Source organism: Cyanobacterium sp. Dongsha4, assembly GCF_036345015.1.
GTDB lineage: Bacteria > Cyanobacteriota > Cyanobacteriia > Cyanobacteriales > Cyanobacteriaceae > PCC-10605.
On the sequence record NZ_CP084098.1, the window covers coordinates 3,949,645 to 3,971,075 of the forward strand.

25 protein-coding genes are annotated in these 21,431 nt (G+C 34.5%); 19 read left to right on the forward strand and 6 right to left on the reverse strand.

Annotation, left to right across the window (positions count from 1 at the left end; all coding sequences use genetic code 11):
* Positions 1 to 40: 40 nt before the first annotated feature.
* On the reverse strand, positions 41 to 826 hold the full coding sequence (lpxA, locus tag Dongsha4_RS17165; RefSeq protein ID WP_015218595.1) for an acyl-ACP--UDP-N-acetylglucosamine O-acyltransferase: 786 nt from the start codon (positions 824 to 826) through the stop codon (positions 41 to 43).
* 35 nt (positions 827 to 861) lie between these two features.
* Positions 862 to 1,338 (reverse strand): 3-hydroxyacyl-ACP dehydratase FabZ, encoded by a 477-nt coding sequence (gene fabZ / locus Dongsha4_RS17170; RefSeq protein WP_330203509.1) that lies wholly within the window; start codon positions 1,336 to 1,338, stop codon positions 862 to 864.
* 421 nt (positions 1,339 to 1,759) lie between these two features.
* On the opposite strand from fabZ, the gene Dongsha4_RS17175 reads away from it, so the two are divergent.
* From Dongsha4_RS17175 to Dongsha4_RS17200, 6 genes are all read left to right on the forward strand, one after another.
* Positions 1,760 to 3,247 (forward strand): SulP family inorganic anion transporter, encoded by a 1,488-nt coding sequence (locus tag Dongsha4_RS17175; RefSeq protein ID WP_330203510.1) that lies wholly within the window; start codon positions 1,760 to 1,762, stop codon positions 3,245 to 3,247.
* 271 nt (positions 3,248 to 3,518) lie between these two features.
* Positions 3,519 to 4,364 carry a peptidylprolyl isomerase gene (locus Dongsha4_RS17180; RefSeq protein ID WP_330203511.1) on the forward strand — a complete coding sequence of 282 codons (846 nt, stop codon included), beginning with the start codon at positions 3,519 to 3,521 and terminating at the stop codon, positions 4,362 to 4,364.
* A gap of 149 nt (positions 4,365 to 4,513) precedes the next feature.
* Positions 4,514 to 5,641 (forward strand): beta-ketoacyl-ACP synthase, encoded by a 1,128-nt coding sequence (locus tag Dongsha4_RS17185; protein WP_330203512.1) that lies wholly within the window; start codon positions 4,514 to 4,516, stop codon positions 5,639 to 5,641.
* Between the two features lie 128 nt (positions 5,642 to 5,769).
* The gene (tatA, locus tag Dongsha4_RS17190; protein WP_330203513.1) at positions 5,770 to 5,943 is read left to right on the forward strand and encodes a twin-arginine translocase TatA/TatE family subunit; all 174 of its coding nucleotides are present in this window, start codon (positions 5,770 to 5,772) and stop codon (positions 5,941 to 5,943) included.
* A 136-nt stretch (positions 5,944 to 6,079) separates the two neighbouring features.
* Positions 6,080 to 6,304 (forward strand): Calvin cycle protein CP12, encoded by a 225-nt coding sequence (locus tag Dongsha4_RS17195; RefSeq protein WP_330203514.1) that lies wholly within the window; start codon positions 6,080 to 6,082, stop codon positions 6,302 to 6,304.
* 74 nt (positions 6,305 to 6,378) lie between these two features.
* Complete coding sequence (locus tag Dongsha4_RS17200) at positions 6,379 to 6,972, forward strand: DUF3177 family protein (protein WP_330203515.1); 594 nt, start codon at positions 6,379 to 6,381, stop codon at positions 6,970 to 6,972.
* A gap of 146 nt (positions 6,973 to 7,118) precedes the next feature.
* Here the strand turns inward: Dongsha4_RS17200 and rfbD are convergent, their stop codons facing one another.
* On the reverse strand, positions 7,119 to 7,991 hold the full coding sequence (gene rfbD / locus Dongsha4_RS17205; RefSeq protein WP_330203516.1) for a dTDP-4-dehydrorhamnose reductase: 873 nt from the start codon (positions 7,989 to 7,991) through the stop codon (positions 7,119 to 7,121).
* Positions 7,992 to 8,040: 49 nt separating this feature from the next.
* Between rfbD and Dongsha4_RS17210 the strand changes: the two genes are divergently transcribed.
* The 4 genes from Dongsha4_RS17210 to Dongsha4_RS17225 all read left to right on the forward strand — a co-directional run bounded on the left by Dongsha4_RS17210 (position 8,041) and on the right by Dongsha4_RS17225 (position 12,054).
* Entirely contained in the window at positions 8,041 to 8,952 is a 912-nt protein-coding gene (locus Dongsha4_RS17210; RefSeq protein WP_330203517.1) for an alpha/beta fold hydrolase, read from the forward strand.
* Positions 8,953 to 9,016: 64 nt separating this feature from the next.
* Positions 9,017 to 10,396, forward strand: coding sequence for an IctB family putative bicarbonate transporter (locus tag Dongsha4_RS17215; protein ID WP_330203518.1), 1,380 nt, complete (start codon positions 9,017 to 9,019; stop codon positions 10,394 to 10,396).
* Positions 10,386 to 11,075 (forward strand): diacylglycerol/polyprenol kinase family protein, encoded by a 690-nt coding sequence (locus Dongsha4_RS17220; protein ID WP_330203519.1) that lies wholly within the window; start codon positions 10,386 to 10,388, stop codon positions 11,073 to 11,075. The genes Dongsha4_RS17215 and Dongsha4_RS17220 overlap by 11 nt, the downstream gene beginning before the upstream one ends.
* A gap of 115 nt (positions 11,076 to 11,190) precedes the next feature.
* Positions 11,191 to 12,054 carry an aldose epimerase gene (locus tag Dongsha4_RS17225; protein WP_330203520.1) on the forward strand — a complete coding sequence of 288 codons (864 nt, stop codon included), beginning with the start codon at positions 11,191 to 11,193 and terminating at the stop codon, positions 12,052 to 12,054.
* 117 nt (positions 12,055 to 12,171) lie between these two features.
* On the opposite strand, the gene Dongsha4_RS17230 is transcribed toward Dongsha4_RS17225, so the two are convergent.
* Positions 12,172 to 12,972, reverse strand: a complete 801-nt coding sequence (locus Dongsha4_RS17230) for a hypothetical protein (RefSeq protein ID WP_330203521.1) — start codon at positions 12,970 to 12,972, stop codon at positions 12,172 to 12,174.
* A gap of 98 nt (positions 12,973 to 13,070) precedes the next feature.
* On the opposite strand from Dongsha4_RS17230, the gene Dongsha4_RS17235 reads away from it, so the two are divergent.
* Positions 13,071 to 14,000, forward strand: a complete 930-nt coding sequence (locus tag Dongsha4_RS17235) for a hypothetical protein (RefSeq protein ID WP_330203522.1) — start codon at positions 13,071 to 13,073, stop codon at positions 13,998 to 14,000.
* A gap of 123 nt (positions 14,001 to 14,123) precedes the next feature.
* On the opposite strand, the gene Dongsha4_RS17240 is transcribed toward Dongsha4_RS17235, so the two are convergent.
* Positions 14,124 to 14,441, reverse strand: coding sequence for a 2Fe-2S iron-sulfur cluster-binding protein (locus tag Dongsha4_RS17240; RefSeq protein ID WP_330203523.1), 318 nt, complete (start codon positions 14,439 to 14,441; stop codon positions 14,124 to 14,126).
* 290 nt (positions 14,442 to 14,731) lie between these two features.
* Between Dongsha4_RS17240 and Dongsha4_RS17245 the strand changes: the two genes are divergently transcribed.
* The 3 genes from Dongsha4_RS17245 (at position 14,732) to Dongsha4_RS17255 (ending at position 16,315) form a co-directional block, all read left to right on the forward strand.
* The gene (locus tag Dongsha4_RS17245; protein ID WP_041922422.1) at positions 14,732 to 14,926 is read left to right on the forward strand and encodes a hypothetical protein; all 195 of its coding nucleotides are present in this window, start codon (positions 14,732 to 14,734) and stop codon (positions 14,924 to 14,926) included.
* Positions 14,927 to 15,056: 130 nt separating this feature from the next.
* A complete protein-coding gene (cutA, locus tag Dongsha4_RS17250; RefSeq protein WP_425590768.1) occupies positions 15,057 to 15,386 on the forward strand; it encodes a divalent-cation tolerance protein CutA in 330 nt (109 codons plus the stop codon).
* A gap of 20 nt (positions 15,387 to 15,406) precedes the next feature.
* Positions 15,407 to 16,315, forward strand: coding sequence for a ParA family protein (locus Dongsha4_RS17255; RefSeq protein ID WP_330203524.1), 909 nt, complete (start codon positions 15,407 to 15,409; stop codon positions 16,313 to 16,315).
* A gap of 164 nt (positions 16,316 to 16,479) precedes the next feature.
* Here the strand turns inward: Dongsha4_RS17255 and Dongsha4_RS17260 are convergent, their stop codons facing one another.
* Positions 16,480 to 16,857 carry a hypothetical protein gene (locus Dongsha4_RS17260; protein ID WP_330203525.1) on the reverse strand — a complete coding sequence of 126 codons (378 nt, stop codon included), beginning with the start codon at positions 16,855 to 16,857 and terminating at the stop codon, positions 16,480 to 16,482.
* Between the two features lie 316 nt (positions 16,858 to 17,173).
* Between Dongsha4_RS17260 and Dongsha4_RS17265 the strand changes: the two genes are divergently transcribed.
* The 5 genes from Dongsha4_RS17265 (at position 17,174) to rsmD (ending at position 21,416) form a co-directional block, all read left to right on the forward strand.
* Complete coding sequence (locus tag Dongsha4_RS17265) at positions 17,174 to 18,439, forward strand: glycosyltransferase family 4 protein (protein WP_330203526.1); 1,266 nt, start codon at positions 17,174 to 17,176, stop codon at positions 18,437 to 18,439.
* Positions 18,440 to 18,542: 103 nt separating this feature from the next.
* A complete protein-coding gene (locus Dongsha4_RS17270) occupies positions 18,543 to 19,049 on the forward strand; it encodes a cupin domain-containing protein (RefSeq protein ID WP_330203527.1) in 507 nt (168 codons plus the stop codon).
* 404 nt (positions 19,050 to 19,453) lie between these two features.
* Positions 19,454 to 20,230 (forward strand): DUF1868 domain-containing protein, encoded by a 777-nt coding sequence (locus Dongsha4_RS17275; RefSeq protein ID WP_330203528.1) that lies wholly within the window; start codon positions 19,454 to 19,456, stop codon positions 20,228 to 20,230.
* A 7-nt stretch (positions 20,231 to 20,237) separates the two neighbouring features.
* Positions 20,238 to 20,864: a precorrin-8X methylmutase gene (locus Dongsha4_RS17280; protein WP_330203529.1), complete on the forward strand. Its 627-nt coding sequence runs from the start codon at positions 20,238 to 20,240 to the stop codon at positions 20,862 to 20,864.
* A gap of 3 nt (positions 20,865 to 20,867) precedes the next feature.
* The gene (gene rsmD, locus Dongsha4_RS17285; protein WP_330203530.1) at positions 20,868 to 21,416 is read left to right on the forward strand and encodes a 16S rRNA (guanine(966)-N(2))-methyltransferase RsmD; all 549 of its coding nucleotides are present in this window, start codon (positions 20,868 to 20,870) and stop codon (positions 21,414 to 21,416) included.
* Positions 21,417 to 21,431 lie beyond the last annotated feature (15 nt).

Sequence of the window (21,431 nt, forward strand, 5' to 3'; positions counted from 1 at the left end):
ATTACTCATTACTCGACTTCTATCAAGTATCTATTATTAATTATTTAGCATTAATTAATCCTCTCCTACCTGAGTCATTGGCAGAAGCACGGATAAATTCCACAAGATGCTTAATCTGTTCATTATCGGTTAGGGGTTGTAATTCTTCTAGGGCTTGATTTACCGTCAATTTAGAACGATAAAGGATTTTATAGGCTTTTTTCAACAACGATACCTGCTCACTACTGAAATTATTGCGTTTCAATGCCACTAAGTTTAACGATCGCACATGGGAGGGATTACCTTCTACTAACATATAAGGAGGCACATCTCGATCGATTCTACTCATTCCCCCTAACATTGCCATTGTACCAATTTTCACGAATTGATGAATGCCCAACATTCCCCCAATCACAGCCTTTGATTCGATTTCTACATGACCTGCGATCGCCACGGAGTTAGCAATAACGATGCGATCGTGTAAAATGCAGTTATGGGCGACATGGACATAAGCCATTAAGAGATTATCATTACCTATAATGGTTGTTTCTCCCTCTCCCGTAGCTCTGTTCACTGTTACATATTCTCGAATTACATTGCGATCGCCTATTTTTACAAGACTTTTAGCCCCCTTATACTTTAAATCTTGAGGTGCTAAACCCAAAGCAGAACCCGGGAAAATCTGATTATCACAGCCAATTTCAATCGGTCCTTCAATTACGGTATGAGAGCCAACAGTGGTATTTGCTCCAATTTTTACATCAGCACCAATTACCGCATAGGGTGCAACCTGTACAGTAGAATCTAACTCTGCTTTAGGATCAATGATAGCAGTAGGATGTATCACGGTTTTATCATCACCTCAGTTATGTAATAATTAAATTAATCAAGGAGAGAAAAAAGCATTTGAGCTTCTACAGCCAGTTGATTGTCAACTAAGCCTCGCCCTTGCATTTTAGCAATACGGTTACGTTTAAAAGACAGTAATTCTACGGTCATGATTAATTGATCACCCGGTACTACAGGACGGCGAAAACGGGCATTATCAACCCCCGCATAAGCAAAAAATTTTCCTTTCATACCCGGTAATAGGGTTAAAATTACTCCCCCGACTTGTGCTAGAGCCTCTAACTGTAAAACCCCCGGCATCAAAGGATTACCCGGAATATGCCCCGGAAAAAAAGGCTCGTTGATGGTAACATTTTTTAAACCTACTGCTCTTTCCCCCGGTGTATAATCTAAGATGCGATCGACTAAAGCAAAGGGATAGCGATGGGGTAATAATTCTTGGATTTCTTGTACGGTAAAAGTCGTTTTTTCGATAGATGACTGTTTTTCTTGCTCTGCTATTTGTTCCATCGGGGATATTTCCTTAACTGCTATCAATAATGGTCATTAAGCCCTAAACAGAATATCATAGACCGTTCACCATGAGCAATAGTAAGTGGATAGGTAAAATTAATTGGATATTTATTTAGGTTATGAAACCGAATCAGGCAAGAATTGCAATGGGCAACGAAGATTTGAGAAAATTTTTAGGAATATTAAAATCCACAATTAAAATTTCTTGATTTTTCCCAGAATAAAAGCTATAAGTATTATTAACTTTTGTAAATATAACTCGATCGCATCTAAATAATGTATCCCCCTTAAACTAACTTTTATTCTAACCAACACATATTAAATCCCCATCCCTAAGTTGTTAGGCGATGCACCCCCCATCCTAAACTTTCTTAATTTTAACTTCACATATATTTTTAATTAACAATTATCGGAGGAAATGTTTATCAATTCAACAACCCTAAAAAGAGAATGGTTTTTCAATATTAAAGCGGATATTTTAGCAGGGGCAGTCGTCGGTTTAGCTCTTATTCCAGAGGCGATCGCATTTTCCATTATCGCAGGAGTTGATCCCAAAGTCGGTTTATACGCATCCTTTATCATTGCTGTAATCACCGCATTTTTAGGCGGTAGGGTAGGCTCTATATCTGCCGCTACAGGGGCTATGGCATTATTAATGGTAAACTTAGTGAAAGATCATGGCATTGAGTATCTATTTGCCGCCACTCTCTTAACAGGGATTTTACAGGTATTATTCGGGGTATTCAAACTTGGTAAACAGATGAAATATGTACCCCGTGCGGTGATGATGGGTTATATTAACGCCCTCGGAGTCTTGATATTTCTTGCCCAATTACCTCACTTAACCAACGTACCCTCAACAGTATATCTAATTGCGATCGCATCTTTACTAATTATTTATATCCTACCCCGTTTCACCCAAGCAGTACCTTCTCCTTTAGTTGCCTTAGCGGTGATGACAATAGCCACCATTACCCTAAAATTAGACGTGCCTACAGTGGGAGACATGGGAGAATTACCCACCACATTACCAATTTTTGCCTTGCCTAATGTACCCTTAAACCTCGAAACTCTGAATATCATTCTGCCTTACTCTCTAACAATGGCATTAGTGGGATTACTAGCCTCCTTCCTCACCGCCGCCCTAGTGGATGAATTAACTGACACCCCTAGCGACAAAAACCAAGAAGCAAAAGGGCAAGGTATCGCTAATATTGTTACATCCTTTTTTGGAGGAATGGCAGGATGTGGCATGATTGGACAATCGGTTATTAACGTACAATCAGGAGGTAGAGGCAGATTATCCACTTTTTGTGCGGGAATTTTTCTCTTATTTGCCATTTTAGTCTTACAAGACTGGGTAAAACAGATGCCTATGGCCGCATTAGTCGCCGTGATGTTTATGGTATCCATTGGTACGATACGTTGGTCATCTTTTAAGAATATCTCTCGCACTCCTTCTACGGAAACGGCGGTAATGTTAACTACTATGTTAATTACTATTGCTACCCGAAACTTTGCTTTAGGGGTAATTACTGGCATCATATTGAGTACAGTATTTTTCTCTCGCAAAATTGCAAAATTAGTCTTTGTGGATAAAGTCTTAAGTGAAGACGGCAACCATCGTACCTATAATGTATCTGGGCAAATCTTCTTTGTCTCTATTGAGGAATTTTTAGGGAAATTTGATTTTGACGAATTAGTCGATACTGTCACTATTAACCTAACCTATGCTCATTTATGGGATCAAGGTGCTGTTGCCGCAGTGGATAAAGTGGTATTCAAATTCCGCCGTAACGGTGTTGATGTCAAGTTGATTGGTTTAAATGAGGCAAGTGCGACGTTACTCGAAAAACTTACTACTCAGGAAAATCCCCCTATTGTTGAAGAATTAGTTACTAATTAGGGGTTAATGAAAAATAGGGTAAACATATCATTAATTTACCTCATCACCACGTGAGTTAGGAGTTAGGAGTTAAAAGTCATGATTATTGACAAAAAAGCTGAATAAATTAATTTCATGAGAGTTTTTCCTAAGTTTAATTATTGTTTCTGGTGAAATTTGCTTATTGATAACTCTCAACGTTATTTTTAAAGACTTTTTTCGTCGAACTCAGGTCTTATTCTAACTCTTAGCTCACCTTTTGATTTATAATAACTAAGAAAAATAAAGCTATATGAAAGTTTCATCTTTTAATAAAAATCTTAATTTAATCGTGGTTCTTTGTTTAATCACGGTCATAGGTTTATCAGGATGTCAACAGTTAAATGCTACTTCAGGGGTAGAGAAAAACACTCAAGAAACCACTACCTCTGCAGTAGATAATAGCAATTCAGAAGACAATCTTTCTTCAGGGGAAACTAATCCCAATGAGGAAGAAAGTAACAATCAAGATAACATTAGTCTAAATAACAACTCTATGAATTTACCTCGTTTAGAAGGAAACGCAACAGTAGTAATGAAAATTAACGGGCAATCCGTTACCATTGAACTTGACGGCAATAATGCTCCTATCACAGCTGGAAATTTTGTCGATTTAGTACAACAAGGGGTTTATAATGGGTCTATGTTTCACCGTGTTATCAAAGAACCTCAACCCTTTGTAGCACAGGGAGGAGATCCTCAAAGCAAAGATCCTAATGTTCCTGTAACTCGTTTGGGTACTGGCAGTTATGTTGACCCCACTACGAAAACTCCTCGCTATATTCCCCTTGAAATTCGTCCTGAATATGATGAAACTAAAGAAGGAGTTACTCCCCCTGAGATTGTTTATGGTCAAACTATTACTACTGCACCTGAGTTAAAGCATGACTATGGTGTTATTGCCATGGCTCGTTCTCAAATGCCTGATTCAGCTTCCGCTCAATTCTATTTTACTTTAGCTGAGTTGCCTTTCCTTGATGGTAATTATGCTGTTTTTGGTAGAGTAACAGAAGGTATGGATGTCGTTACAAGTATTGAGCAAGGCGATCGCATCGAGTCTGCCGAAGTAATTTCTGGAGCGGAAAATTTGAAAAAGTAGAAGTATGAGTTAGGAGTTAGGAGTTAGGAGTTAGGAGTTAAAAGTTATTAATTATTAACTGTTTACCTTTGCCCTTTGCCCTTTGCCCTTTGCCCTTTGCCCTTTGCCCTTTAAAAATCCATTTCCTTTTCTACATTTTTATCTCTGTTTTGAAAATAGTTGTTACGGGCATTAGCCTTTTTACCTGTTTAGGAAATACTCAAGATACTTGGCAGAAAATCCTAAATGGCGTTTCTGGAATAAAAATTCAACAACCTTTTTCTTTTCTCCCACCTCTACCGTTGGGGATGATTGAAAAACAACCAGTGTCTATCCATGATTTAACGAAAATTCTTATACAGCAATTATGTCAGGATGCAAGGTTAACTCTTCCTCAAGATAATATTGGGGTGATTGTGGGTTCGAGTCGGGGTTGTCAAAGTCAGTGGGAATATTTTTTATCTTCTTCTCCTCCCGATTTTTCTTCTTTGTCTTGGTTGCATACTTTACCCTCTCAACCTGCGTTAATTATTGCCCAATATCTGCAAACTCAAGGTTTTGTTTCTGCTCCTACTAATGCTTGTGCTACGGGCTTAGTTGCGATCGCACTTGGGTATGAATTAATTAAACAAAATAGATGCTCACAAGTTGTCGTCGGGGGAGTAGAAGCGGCCATTACTCCTTTAACTATCACGGGATTTAATCAGATGAAAGCCCTTTCTCAAGAGGGTTGTTTCCCTTTTGCCGTGAACAGAAGCGGTTTAGTTTTAGGAGAAGGAGGAGGATTATTATTATTAGAAACCGAAGAATCTGCCCATTTAAGAAATGCCAAAATTTACGGAGAAATTCTTGGTTGGAGTATGAATTGTGATGCTTTGGCGATGACTACTCCTGAGTCAGATGGTGATACTGCCATTGGCTGTGTTAAAGATTGTCTCTATAATTCTGGTTTATACCCTCAAGAAATCGATTATATTCATGCTCATGGTACAGGAACAATTTTAAATGATCAACGAGAAGCACTGATTATTAAAAAACTATTTCCCCACTCTCCCTATGTTAGTTCCACGAAAGGATTTACAGGTCACACATTAGGGGCAGGAGGTGCGATCGCATCTGCACTGAACTTTTTAGCCTTAGAGAAACAAACTCTCTTACCAAATACTACGAACCTAACTCTTGATTTTGGACTTAATTTTGTGAAAAAATCCCATCACCATTCTTTAAAAAATGTACTTTGTTTTAGCTTTGGTTTTGGAGGCCAAAATGTTGCGATCGCTATTCAGAATATTACATAGAGGTTGTTGAAAAATTAACTAAAGCCTGAAACCTGAAACCTAGTCGAATCTAAAATTACTATGTCAAATTAAGTTTAAATCTTGTTAAAATGAATCGGTATTTTATCCAAATTTGAGAGAATATAAATATGTTTGGTTTAGGTTGGGCAGAAGTAATTATTATTTTGCTCGTGACGGTTTTAATTTTTGGTCCAAAAAAAATACCAGAGTTAGGTAGTTCTTTAGGAAAAACCCTGAGAGGATTTAAGGACGAAGTGATAAGAGATAATGATGATAGTAACCATAAGGAATCAGACAATTAACAATTGCCTCATTAACATAGTCGAGTTAATATATAATTTTCTAAATAGCAATGGAACTTATCCCCATAACAAAGATTAAAATTCTGTTATAAGCTATAGAAAGATAATAAAATCAAAGTTAAAGGAATCAAAAACTATGAGCAATATTCAAGACCAAATTCAAGAAGAATTAAAACACGCTAGGGAAGTGTGTGATAACCCTGATAGTAACTCAGCAGAGTGTGCGGCGGCATGGGATGCAGTGGAAGAATTACAAGCTGAGGCTTCCCACCAAAAAACTAAAGAACCGAAGAAAAACTCTTTAGAACAATATTGTTCCGAAAATCCTGAAGCGGCTGAATGTCGTCTTTATGATGACTAATTATCCTAGTTTCAATAATTCATTTACTATAGGGTGGGTTTTCCCCACCTATTTTTGTTTATTGGTGTGATTTTATGGAAGAAATTTTATTAAAAGCTCTAGTTTGGACTAATTATAAGTTATTTTTATTGATTTGCTTAGTTTTACCTCTGATTCTCTCTGTTTGGAGTTTAAAAACTCAAATTCCCTCTATTCAACGCTTACTACTTATTTACTGGCGGGTGGCTAGTCTTTTAGCTATCGCAATTTATCTGTTTATTCCTGTATGGCAAGTTGGTTATTTAGCATGGTTTGCTGGACATATTTTAATTGTCATTTGTCTTTGGTTTTGGGCGGATATTAATGATGAAATACGAGATTTACCTAAAAGTAGTTTACGTTTGGCTCTTACCTCTTGGCGTTGGGCGGTAAGTTTATATGGCATAATAGGTGCGATCGCATTCACGCCTTTTTTACGTTGTGCATTTGTTCCTTCGGCAGATGCGGATACTATGTGTAGATTGTGGTTAGAAGCCCCTTGGCACTATAAATCATGGTTTCATCCTAACTCTACCACTGGATTTTTAGGCTTTTTGGGCATGACTGGATTAATTATTTATATCATTTATTTTGTTTATTTTCTCACTTTTCGTTTGATTAAACAGGGAAGAATTGCCCTTGAGCAATAATTAAGTAATAGGTAAAGTAGGCAGTGAGTGTTTGGGGTTTTGGGGGATTTGGGAGTTTGGGAGAATCAAAAACTATTAAACTTTTATCTCTTGCCTTGTATTTATTGTATTTGCCCTTTTGACTTTTCTTAATTTCCTAAAATTTATTATTGAAAATATCGCTCTAGGGATTCTAACCAATAGTCGCCATTAATATTATAATCATTCCTAATTTTACTGGTATTGAGAACAGAATAGGCAGGGCGTTGGGCAGGGGTAGGATATTCTGCGGTAGAAATGGGGATAATTTCTTTTACTTTTAAGGAATAATTCAAGTTTCGGGCTTGACGAAAAATATTAACGGCAAAATCATACCAGCTACAAACTCCTAAATTTGTGAAATGATATATGTCTTGACGGCATTTTTCTCCCTCATTTTGTTCGATTATTTTTTTGATTATTATGGCTATATCTTCAGCATAAGTGGGGCAACCAATTTGATCTATTACTACTTTTAAAATGTCTCTTTCTTCTCCTACTCTTAACATGGTTTTTAAAAAATTTCCCTTACCATATTTTCCGTACACCCACGCAGTTCTTAAAATTATATAGTTATCACTATTTTTTTTGATATTTTCTTCTCCTTGTAATTTGCTTTTGCCATAAACACCTAAAGGATTGGTATTATCAGATTCTAAATAAGGAGTATTTGATTTGCCGTCAAAAACATAATCTGTAGAAATATGAATAAATTGTGCGTTAATTTTATTACTTTCTTCTGCAATAATTTGAGGTGCGATCGCATTTATTTGTTGAGCTAATTGAGGTTCAGATTCTGCTTTATCAACGGCGGTATAAGCGGCGGCATTGACAATAAATTGGGGTTTACAACTTCTGATACAGTTTCTAATATCCTTTTCTGAGGTTAAATTAACAATATTTCGATTAATCAGGGTTAAATCTCCTATTTCGGATAAATGATTGCTTAATTCAGTGCCTACTTGTCCGTTACTGCCAAATAATAATATTTTTGTTGTCATTGTTATAAATAAGTTAAATTAAGGTTTTATGGTTTGATTTTAATCGCAAATGAAGCTAAAAGATAATTCTGATAATGCTCAAAAATATGGGAAACAAAGGGATTGGTTTTGGCATGGTTGGCGTATCCGTTATAGTTTTTATCCTGCCAATATGTCGAGAAACAATCAAATACCGATTCTCCTTTTACATGGTTTTGGGGCTTCTTTAAAGCATTGGCGATATAACATACCTGTTTTAAAGCAAAATCATTCAGTTTATGCCATTGATTTACTAGGTTTTGGCAATTCAGAAAAAGCCTATGCAGAGTATGGTATTCCTTTTTGGTCTGAATTAGTGAAGGATTTTTGGGACAATTTTATTAATCAACCTTGTATTATTATCGGTAATTCTATTGGTTCTTTAATTGCGTTGAATACGGTAGCTAATTACTCTGAGATGGCACGGGGATTAGTAATGATTAGTTTACCTGACATTTACGGGCGTAGAGAGGTTATTCCTCCTTTTTTATATCCCATTCTTCAAAAATTAGAGAATTTAGTGGCATTTCCTTTATTAATTCGTTTAATTTTTTATCTTGCTCGTCAAAGAGGTATTATTACTCGTAGTCTTAAATTAGCCTATATTGATCATAAAAATGTGAATGATGAATTAATTGATATTATTACCACTCCTCCCCAAGATAAAGGGGCGGTAAGGGCTTTAATTGCTTTAACTCGTTATGTCAATGATTTTAATGTGTCGGCAAAAACTCTTTTATCTCAGGTTAATATTCCTATATTACTACTTTGGGGAAAATGCGATCGCCTCATTCCTCCTATAATGGCAGAAAAATTAGCCCAGATTAATCCCCAAATCACTTTAAAATTATTAGATAATTTAGGTCATTGTCTTCATGATGAAAGCCCTGATTTATTCCATCAGTTGTTTTTTGAATGGGAGAAATTAATCATTAGTAGTTAATACAACGTTCATCATTTCCGATTGATTATTTTTTATTCTTAATTTTTTAATTAAATTCTTTCTCATGTCAACAGTTGAATATTCCCAAGCAGAAAAATCTCTCTGGTTAAATTGGCGTAAAAGCAGTTTAATTGGTAATTTAGTTGGTTTATTATCCTCGTGGCAGTCGAGTAGTTATCTTCTCGGTTATAGCGATTTAATTGCCACTATCTTAGTATGTTTAGTTCTTATTAGTGCCCCTTTTACTAGCAATACATTAATTGGGGTTATTTTACTCGCAGGAGGAGGATTTTGGACTTTATTAACGGTTTCAGAAATTCAAAAAAATCAAATTACCCCTATTCATCTTTGGGTTTTTGCTTATTGGTTAATTTCCGTCGTTGCAACAGCTTTTTCTCCTCTGAAAATGGCCGCTTTGTCGGGATTAGTTAAATTTACTCTCTATTTGCTATTTTTTGCTTTGGCTAGTCGAGTTTTTGCTAAAAAAAAGATGCGATCGCTGATTATGGGTGTATATTTATTAATATCCTTAATTGTAAGTGCCTATGGTGTAAGACAACAGTTTATAGGTGTTAAACCTTTAGCTACATGGACTGATCCCACTTCTCCTTTAGCTGACACTACAAGGGTTTATAGTTTTTTAGGTAATCCCAATTTACTCGCTAGTTACTTAATTCCAGCAGTTTCATTTTCCCTAGTGGCTTTAATTGTTTGGAAAACTAAACCGCAAAAAATATTGGCAGGATTTGCTTTAATCATTAATGTTGCCTGTGTTTATTTTACAGGTAGTAGGGGAGGATGGTTAGCTTTAATTGGTACAGGTGTTGCCTTTCTCCTTGGCTTTAAGTTTTGGTGGAATGAATATTTATCACCCTTTTGGCGTAAGTGGTTAATCCCGACGGTAATTGCCTCTTTCCTGCTTTTGGTTGGTGTTGGTATGATTTTTGTTGAACCTTTAAGAATCAGAATTTTTAGCCTTTTTTCTTGGCGAGGGGATAGTAGTAATAATTTTCGTATCAATGTTTGGATTGCGGCTTTACAAATGTTACAGGATCATCCTTTAATTGGTATAGGCCCAGGGAATGAAGTTTTTAATCAAATTTATCCCCTTTATATGCAAACTAAATTTACTGCTCTGAGTGCCTATTGCATTTTTCTCGAAATAGCCTTAGAAACTGGTTTGATTGGTTTATTCTCTTTTCTAGCGGTCATTGTGGCAACTTTTAAGAGGGGGATGGTATTAATAAAAAAAATGAAACCTAAGAACGATTTACAAGCCATGTGGATTCTAGGTGCGATCGCATCTATGGCAGGTTTAGCAACTCAGGGCTTATTTGATACAGTGTGGTATCGTCCTCAAATCAATACCTTATGGTGGCTATGTGTGGCAATGGTTGCGGCGGTTTATTCACTCAAATCGGAAACAGATAATCATGTTAGTTAACTTATCGAATCAAATTGGTTCAATATTACTGATTACTGTATATATAGGAGGTTTATTATTAATCGCAGAAATTCTCAATCGTCTTCACAAAACAGATAGCGAATTAACTCGCAAAATAGTTCATATCGGGACAGGTAATGTTATTCTTTTGGCATGGTGGTTAAATATTACCTCAGATGTCATTTTATTAGCCGTTATTACTGCTAGTATAGTTGCGATCGCATCTTACTATTTACCAATTCTTCCTAGTGTAAATAGTGTAGGCAGACATAGCCTTGGCACATTATTTTACGCTATTAGTATTGGCATTTTAACCGCCCTGTTTTGGCACGAAGGAGAAAAACAATTTACCGCCATTGGTATTCTTATCATGAGTTATGGAGACGGTATGGCCGCCCTAATTGGACAAAAATGGGGTAAACATAAATATCAACTATTGGGTAATAAAAAAAGTTGGGAAGGCTCATTAACCATGACATTAGTAAGTATCCTAGTAGTTATTTCAATCTTCGGAATAGTTGCTACAATACAGACAAAACTATTCATTATTGCCTTACTCATTGGAATCTTTGCTACAATTTTAGAAACTTTTTCCCCGTTTGGTATTGATAATTTAACTGTACCCGTTATTTGTGGAATTTTAGCTTACTATTTACACAATATTTTCACCATTAACTAATTAAATAATTTTTCAACTTATATCCCTTAACTACTGATTATTAGTCATCATTTAAAAACCTTTGACTTCTACTTTTTATTCTTAATTCTTAATTTTTAATTCCTAATTTCTAACCATGTTTAATATAGCCGTAAAACAAGAAGAATATTTAATCTATATTCTCAAAGATATAGAAAATGACTCTCGTTTAGAAATTGTGCCAGAAAGAGGAGGAATCGTCACCAATTGGAAAATACAAGGTCAAAATTTACTTTATTTAGACCAAGAAAGATTCAAAAATCCTAGTTTAAGTGTTAGGGGTGGTATTCCCGTTTTATTTCCTATCTGTGGTAATTTACCTGAAAATATCTTTTATTTTGAAGACAAAAAATATATCTTAAAACAACATGGTTTCGCTAGGGATTTACCTTGGAAAGTGATAGGACAATCTCATAGTAAATCAGCTAAGATTATTTTAAGTTTAAAAAGTAACCAAGAAACTTTAGAAGTTTATCCCTTTGAATTTGAATTAATATTTAGTTATGAATTGTTAGGAAAAAAACTTATTATCGAACAATCCTACGAAAATAAATCAAACAAAAAAATGCCCTTTTCTACAGGATTTCATCCTTATTTCTACTGCGGTAATAAAGACAAATTAAAATTGAATATTCCTGCTACTGAATACCAAAATAAAACAGGAGATAAAACATTTAGTTTTGATGGTAATTTAGACTACAATAGTCCAGAAATTGACATCGCTTTTACAAAACTTCAGGGAAATAAAGCCTCATTTACAGATGAAAAAAGAGATTTAACTGTTACAGTAAAATACGATGATTTCTTTTCAACTCTAGTATTTTGGACATTAGAAGGTAAAGAGTATATCTGCCTTGAGCCTTGGAGTTCACCACGCAACAGTATTAATACAAAAGAGCAACTAAAATATCTACAACCTCAAGAAATCTTCCACACTCAAATTGAAATAGAAGTGAAATAAAGACAAGATAGTTAAGGGGCTTAAGCCCATTGTTGCCCATTTTTTCAACTACTTACCCCAACACCAATTGTCCATTCCTGATCTAAACCAGTAATTATAACTCAATTCACCAAAGCCCTAAAAAGTTTCTCCCACTTGTAAATAAACTGACTGATTTTGTTTACTAACTACAGCCTGTTTCTCATTAACTGCCATTAAAACCCATCCCGTTGCACCAATTTCTTTTCCAAGAGAGACTTTTTCTGTTATGTTGTTCACTTTGAATAAAGCAACACTTTTACTGTCAGGTAATTGAACTAGCCCGATTAAAGTATAATTTCCTTGGGTTTTTTCTTCTGTGCTTTCTGGAACAGAATTTAAAGCTATTTGCTCAGGTATATTAGAGTTATCTTTAGAAAGAGAAGCAATTACAGGTACTTTATTCACCTTGGGAATGGATGGAGGAGGGGTAAGATTCGGTTTTGGATTATTATTCGATACGTTATTTGTGACGATTGATGAATTAACCACTGGTTGGGGCGGTTGAGGAATAGGAAGGGGTTGTAAATCGGGAGGGGGTAACGGAATATTACTTACCGTTGATTGGTTACTAGGTAGAGGTGGTATTTCTAATGTCGATGTAATTTTATTACCTGTGGATAATAGTTGATTTTCAATATTTTCTTGATTTGGAGAAATATTCTCGTTAGTGAGGGGATTTTCTTCGCTGTTTTGGTTATTGATAGTATTTGTTTCTATGAGGTTGGTTTCTGATATGATTTGCTTATTCGGGTTCACAGTTTGAGATTGAGAATTAACTGTTTGTTGCCGATGTTTTAACCATAAACCTAGTATGAAAATTAAATACAAACTAGCAAGGATAAAAAGGAGTTTATCAAGATTATTCTTCCATCCTATTTTTGTTTTTATCTTATCCATATTGATTAAAATACCTCTAATCACCGAAACTCACTTTTATAGTTTAGTTTAAAAAATAACTTTCATTTATTAATTCTTGTTTATTTTAATTGCCTGACATGACAAAATTACGTCAACTTATCCCTATTTTATTTGTTCTTATTCTACTCTCTATATCCATAGCTGCGATCGCATCTGAGCTAAAAAAATATAGTATTAATAGTGTCTGGCAATACCTACAAAATATTTCTCAACAAAGAAAAATGTTAGCCCTATTAGTAACAGGATTTGGTTACGCCTTAATGACGGGATATGACATTTTAGGATTTATTCATATAAAACAAAAACTATCCGTTTTGAAAATAGCCTTTACTGCTTTTGTCAGCTACGCAGTAGGTAATACTGTAGGTTTTACTGCTTTCTCAGGTACAGCAATTCGTTATCGCTATTACGGTTTATGGGGGGTAAGTAAAATCAAAATAGGAGAATTAATTGTTTTCACCCACCTAACATTTTGGTTAGGCTTACTAAGTATTAGTGGAGTTGTCTCCATTTTAGACCCATTAACCCTTCCCAGTGCCATTAAACTACCCTTTGCATCCATTCATCCCCTAGGATTTATATTCTTATCCTTAGTTCTAATCTATTTCATCATCAGTGTTACTATTAAACATTCCGTTACCATCGCCGGAGAAGAAATCACCTTTCCCAAACCTATTATTTCTCTAGGCACAATCATTGTTGCTGGTTTAGATTGGGGATTAGCCGCCTTAGTGCTTTACCTATTATTGCCTCCAAATCTTTCCATGACATATATCGGTTTTTTTGGTATTTATATTGTCGCTTTAACCGCAGGTTTAATTAGCACCGTGCCGGGAGGATTAGGAGTATTTGAAACAGTGATGCTATATTTAAGACCAGAATCCATAAGCGCACCTCAAATGTTGGGAGGCTTAATTGCTTACAGATTTGTTTACTATCTATTGCCTCTAATTTTTGCCGTAGTTTTAATTCTGCTCGAAGCATGGAAAAAAAGACACCCTAAATAAATGGAATAGGGGCTTAGGGTATTGGGGTGTTAGGGAGAAACAAGTTAGGAGTTAGGAGTTAGGAGTTAGGGGTTAGGAGTTATCAACTATTTACCTTTGCCCTTTGCCCAATGCCGCCCTTTTCTATCCTTGTCCAAATTGACGATCATAAACTTCGTCTTCTTTACCTGCTTCTAATTCTAAATCAGAACGGGGATAAGATACACATAATAAAGCATATCCTTCTTCTTGCAATTCAGGAGATAACCCCATTCCTTCTCCTTGCTCAACTTTTCCAGTAATTATCTTTGCCGCACAAGTGGTGCAAACCCCCGCACTACAAGAAAAGGGAAGTTCTATATTTTGCTGTTGTGCTACATCTAATATTTTTTGGTCTTCAGATACTTGTATTGTATAAGATTGACCTGCATTATGAATTTTTACAGTATAAATATTACTCATGAAATAAGTTTTAACTTTAAATTTTAATCACAAACTCAGATTATACCGTAATTAATATTTAAGGCGTTGCTTAATCATGGTATAAAATGTACTGGAATTATGCCAACAATTGAGACATCAAAATATTTATTATTACTATTGCCTAGTGCATCGTTTCCCTTAACCCTAACATTTAGGAGAAATCATATCGAAGCCACATTTAACATCGTTTAAATTGTTTATTTGTCCTTTCTTGTGTTAAAAACAGTTATGTATCTTATGCAATTAACTGGTAACTATTTTTTATGTATATGACTCCTAAAAGCGGTGTGCTTTTACTGCTTTCTTGTATAGCCGCGATCGCATCTGTTGGTTGTGTATTTGAGTTAAGTTCTGGTGTACCCCAATTAGGGACAACTAGCACTACTGTCATTTTGGCTGTAAGTATTCCCTTAACTTTGATTACTTTTATTTTGGCGGTGAAAGATGCAAGGGCAAATCTTTAATCTATTAAGAATTAATCATTAAATATTTGGGGATTAGGAATAGGAAATAATTAATAGTTAGGGATAAGATTGCCCCAAATTAACAATTCTAAGGGCGATATTACAATAGTTTACTCAAGATAAATATATTATGGAGCAACGGAAAAATTATATCGTCATACTTGTGACAACAGGTAATGAAACCGAAGCGAAGAAAATTGCCCGTATATTAGTGGAAGAAAAGTTAGCAGGATGTGTTAATTTTTATCCTGTGACTTCTGTTTATCGTTGGCAAAATGAAATTTGTGAAGATGCTGAATGGCAATTAGTAATCAAAACTGATGAGCAACTTTTTTCAACTTTGTCAGCCAGAATTCAAGATTTACATTCCTATGATGTGCCAGAAATTATTGCTTTACCGATAGTTAATTCTTCTATGGCATATATTCAATGGTTACAAGATAGTTTGCAAAAAGTTTAAGGTGATTATCATTCAAAATTATGGGATATATTATCAGTACAGTAAATATGAAAGGTGGGGTTGGTAAAACCACTCTCACCGTCAACTTAGCCACTTGTTTAGCACAAGGTTTTGGTAAGAAGGTATTAGTATTAGATTTAGATGCTCAAATTAGTGCCACACTCAGCTTATTACCTCCCCATGAGTTTGGTAAATTACGTAAAAAACGTAAAACTCTTAGTTATTTGATTGATTTAGTTGTACAACCGAATCCTTACGCTAAGTTGAGTATTCATGATATTATCACTCCTTCTATATGCGATTTACCCCAATTAAGTTTGTTGCCAGGAGATATTGAATTATATGATGAGTATTTAGTCTCGGAAATGTTGCATCAACAGGCAGTAAAAGAAAATAAACGTAATGATTTTGAGTGGGTATGGAATAATTTTGAACGTAACCTAATCCATAATATTCTTCAACCGGTCATAGATGACTATGATTTTATCATCATGGACTGCGCACCGGGGTATAATTTATTAACAAGAAGTGCGATCGCAGCTAGTGACTTTTATATTTTACCAGCAAGACCAGAACCATTATCATTAGTAGGGATACAACTATTAGAAAGAAGAATTAAAAGATTAAAAGAAAATCATCAAGAAGATAATCCCCTCAAATTACAACTATTAGGTGTTGTCTTTATCTTATCCGAATCAGGTTTATTTGGACGTTATGATAAATACTATGACCAAGTAAAAAGAAGAGTTAAACAAGACTTTACCATAGACAAAATCTTTGCATCGGATATTCCTATGGATGTCAACGTTGCGAAAGCTGTTGATTTATTTATTCCTGTTACTCTAGCTTCTCCCAATTGTAACGGTTCAAAGGCTTTTTATAAATTAACTCAGGAATTTTTGGGTAAAATCGAAGCAATTAATAACTAAAAGTTACGCAACATTATAAAATCAATTGTTAACTTGATGGTATCAGATTTCAAGTGTTAGGGTATTGGGCTATTGAGGGGAAGTTAATTAAACACTTTTGCCCTTTACCCCTTGCCCATTCATTGCCTTAACCCTTCTTCAGACTCTGACAAAATCTAATTAACTCAAACAACCTCTTTCTCGTTATGGTTAATTTTCGCCCCACGATATTGAGTTACACCCTTATTTTTGAAGCTAAATAACTTATCTAAAGTAGAATTTCGGCTATAATTAGAGCCTCTATAAATCATTGATTGAACAGTTTTTTCCTCCCCATTCTCAGAGGAGTTAAGCTCTACCTTTTCAATTCTATTTTTTTCCTTTTCTTCTGTAAAATTAACTGTAGGCTCAGTAAATTTATTAATCGATTTTTGGGTTAACATCATCCCCGCCACTAAAATAGCTAAGAGAATGGGGGTGGGCGCATTTATCAATCCCACTACACTAACAATTAAGGCAGTGAAAGCGGAAATGACAGCTAAAAAACAAATAATTAACTCCATAATAACAACCTCTAGTATGCTTGAACACTCAAATTAACTTCTCTGATCTCAAACGAACTTTCTTGTATCTATTACTACATTCTTTCTCCTTAAATTCATCATAGTAGAAAGACATATTTTGAGATTAAATATTTTTGATAAAAATTGCAAATATATAATATTTTAACAATTACAAGAGTTTTTACTTTAAGATAACTAATTTTTTAGTTATAAAATAGATTTTTATCTATTTAACTGTTTTTGTCATGAGTATTTGTACTCATATTTTCTTAAAAAACTTAAATTGTCAGATAAATTTACTCATAAAACGGAATAGATGTCAGAAATAAGAAAAACAATACTATTTATTCATCCTAATTTTCCCGCTCAATTTCGTCACTTGGGGCAACTTTTAGGCAAAAATCCTCTCTATGATGTTTTCTTTCTCACCAAGAAAAAGGAGGGGGCAATAGAAGGAGTCACAAAAATTATTTATCAACCTTCTAGGGAGGCAAAGCCAGAAACTCATCATTATGTGCGCCCCATTGAAAATGCTGTTTTACAAGGTCAAGCTGTTTATCGTGCTTTAATTAATTTAAAACAAAAAGGGTTTTACCCTGATATTATATATGGGCATTCTGGTTGGGGCTCAACTTTATTTGTGAAGGATATTTTTCCCCGTGCCTTATTTTTGGCTTATTTTGAATGGTTTTACCACGCCATTGGCACAGATGCTGATTTTGACCCCAATGAACCTTTAACTGCTGATGATCAAGCTAGAATTAGGGTAAAGAATACTCCTATTCTAATTGATTTATATAGCTGCGATCGAGGCTTATCTCCCACTCAATGGCAAAAACAACAATTTCCAACGGAATATCACGACAAAATAACCGTTTTACATGACGGTGTTGACACAGACTATTTTCAACCTAATGCCGACAATAAGTTAGTGATTCCTAGCCTTAACTTAGACTTGAGCAATAAAACGGAAATAGTGACTTATGTAGCCAGAGGAATGGAGCCTTATCGAGGATTTCCCCAATTAATAGAAACTATTTATATTTTACAAAAACGTCGTCCTCAGACTCATTTTGTTATTGTTGGGCAAAATAGGGTAGCCTACGGAAAACAACTACCAGAGGGGCAAAACTATCGAGATTTGATGTTAACAAAATTCCCTCTTGACTTAACCAAAGTCTCCTTTACTGGTTTACTTCCCTACAGTGAATATCTGAAGGTTTTACAAGCCTCCTCTGCCCATATTTATTTAACTCGTCCTTTTGTATTATCATGGTCAATGTTAGAGGCAATGGCAACCGGTTGCGTGGTAGTTGCTTCTGATACTCAACCTGTTAAAGAAATAATTGTAGATAATTATAATGGTTTATTAGTACCTTTTTTTGAACCTGACAAAATCGCCGATAAAGTGGAATATGCTTTATCTCATCAGGATTTAATGGCCAAAATTAGAGAGAAAGCTAGACAAACTATTGTTGAAAATTACAAACTGTCTGATTTAATTCAAAAACATATTCTCTGGATTGAAACAGGAAAATTAAGCCCATCAACTACTAAAAAGAAAAAAACAAGAGGTTTTTAATGAATTAGGAATTAATCATCAAAAATTGGTAATTATTTTATCCCTAACACTAAACTTTTAATTAATTAACTTGTTGTCAAATAATGATTTGAATTATTGTATTATGATCAAAAATGCTCAATATTGGATCGAAAAACTAGACCTTCAAAAACACCCAGAAGGAGGATACTATCGAGAAAATTACCGTTGTTTAGACATGGTTAATAATGATAACTTTTTAGCTAAATATAACGGTGCAAGAAATGCTAGTACCGCAATTTATTATCTTCTCCTTAATGACGAGTTTTCCGCTTTGCATCTTCTCAAGAGTGATGAGATTTTTCACTTTTATTCTGGCTCAAGTTTGGATGTTCATATTATTAACTCACAAGGAGATTATCAACTAATAAAACTGGGAAATAACCCCGAAGAAAATGAAGTTTTGCAATTAGTAATTCCTCAAAATAGTTGGTTTGCGGCGGCGGTGAGTCAACCTAATTCATATAGTTTAATTGGTTGTACTGTTGCTCCGGGTTTTGATTTTAATGATTTTACCCTTGGTAAAAAAGAAGACTTGCTAAAAATTTTTCCTCAACATCAAACAATTATTGAAAAGTTTACCTATGAATAACCTCAATTCGGCTTAAGAATATCGGATAAGATTAGGTGTGAGGTTTCAGCTTTCAGGTTGCAGGTATTAAGGGAGTGGGGGCTTATGGGGTTGGGGTGTTAGGGAGAAGTTAATTAAATACTTTTGCCTCTTGCCTTTAATTTATCATAACCATTGTAGAAGAACCAAAATAAATTATTAATTGTAAGTTTGAATTTATGTTTATTTAAAAGCTATAAGCTATCTTTTATTAATTTTTTAATAGTTGATTATTATTTTTATTAGTTATCTTTTTGAATAGTTCAAACTTAGTTGATATATCAATTTATTGACAGAAAAAACCAATTAATTTTATAATATAATTTATATAAAATATTTCAATAAAATAAGATTGTTAATTTTTCGATCAGAGAAATATAAAAATTATGGATGGCAATTATCAAGATTATATAAACAGAGTTGTGCAAATGACTCTCCCTAGCAACTACAAACAACAAGTTAAAAATATTCAATCATCGCCCAAGTTTGTGGAAGGTAAAGCCGTAGATTTTCCTGGTTTTAGCGTCATTACCCCTCCTGAGAAGGAAGAAGCTAATAACAAGAAATTTTATAGTTATTTACAAGAAATTCAAACTCAAATTACTCAGGAATTACCAGAGAATTTATTTTTACCAGTACCGCCACCAAGTTTTCATTTAACCATAGCAGATTTAATTTGGGATACTAGCTATACTAATGCAGTGAAAGAAAATCCAAATTTTGATCATTTACTAATATCAGAAATTGATAAAATTTTTCACGAATATGCCCAATTAAATCCCGAAATTAATACCTTAGAATTAGAAGTCTTAGGCTTATCTATATTTCCTCGTGCGATCGCAGTTTGTTTAGCACCAACAGAAGATAGTTATAATCCTATCATTAAACTAAGACAATTGATTTATCAAAACGAGCAAATTATTAAATTAGGAATTGAGCAACAATATGATTTTGTAGGACATATTACCCTCGGCTATTTTGACAAAGTAGAGGACAATATTGACCGAGAGCAAGTAGAATTAGTAATCACAAAAACAAATGATCAATTAGTATCAAAAAGCCTTCCTGCTTTTAAATTAAGCCAGTGGGAATTAAGAAAATTTACTGATATGACTAATTTTATTAGAGAACAAAATTGGGCTAGTATAAAAGTAAGTAACTAAGATTATTTTGACTGAATTAAGTAATCCTATTATCGAAAAAAGTTTTGCTATTATTGATAACATAATTGGCAATCATGACTTGTCTGCAAAGGAGTATAATATTGTCCGCCGCATTATTCATACTACAGCAGATTTTGACTACCTAAATTTATTTTACTGTAGTAACAACGCCATTAATACAGCCATACTCGCCTTACAAAATAAAACTCCCATTGTCACTGATGTGAGTATGGTAAAAGAAGGTATTAAGAATATGGTAAGGAAAACTCACCAAAATCAAATTATTGTAGCAGTAAAACAGGCTAAAACGCCCGAATCTGGTCAAACTCTCACAGAAACGGGTTTATTAAAATGTTGCCTTGATTACCCTAGTGCTGTTTATGTAATCGGAAATGCTCCAACTGCTTTAATAGCTTTATGTAAACAGATTGAGGAACAAAAAATTCAACCTGCTTTAGTTATTGGTGTGCCTGTGGGATTTGTAAATGTGTTGGAATCAAAAGAATATCTATCTCAATTAAGTATTCCTCAAATGCAAATCAAAGGTAATAAAGGAGGCTCTACGGTGGCCGCCGCCATCATTAACGCCTTACTGGTTATGAGTTATAAGGATTCAGGAATATTTGATAGGTAAAAGATGCGTATTTATGGTAACAGAGAAATTAAAACCTTGTCAGGAAGGGATACTCGCCCTACCACCGCAAAAGTGAGAGAAGCATTATTTAATATTTGGTGCGATCGCATCTTAGATGCAACTTGGCTGGATTTGTGTGCAGGAAATGGTACAATGGGGGCGGAAGCCCTATGTCGAGGAGTAAAAGAAGTTGTAGGAATCGAAAAATCTTCTTCTGCTTGTCAAATTATCCGAGAAAACTGGCGAAAAGTAGCTACTAATGACCAAAATTTTAGAGTTTTAAGAGGCGATGTTTTAAATAGACTAAAAAATTTACAGGGGAAAAAATTTGATTGTATTTACTTCGATCCTCCTTATGAATTAGACATATATAATAGTGTTTTAGACCTAATCTTAGAATACGAATTACTAGCAGAAAATGGACAAATAGCAGTAGAATATGACCCTAAAAAATCAGTTGTTAAGCAAAAACAAAACCTTGATTTATTACAAACAAAAATATATGGAAACACCGCTCTTAATTTTTATTCAAATCTGCTACCAGATGCTTGATACCTACCCTTATTC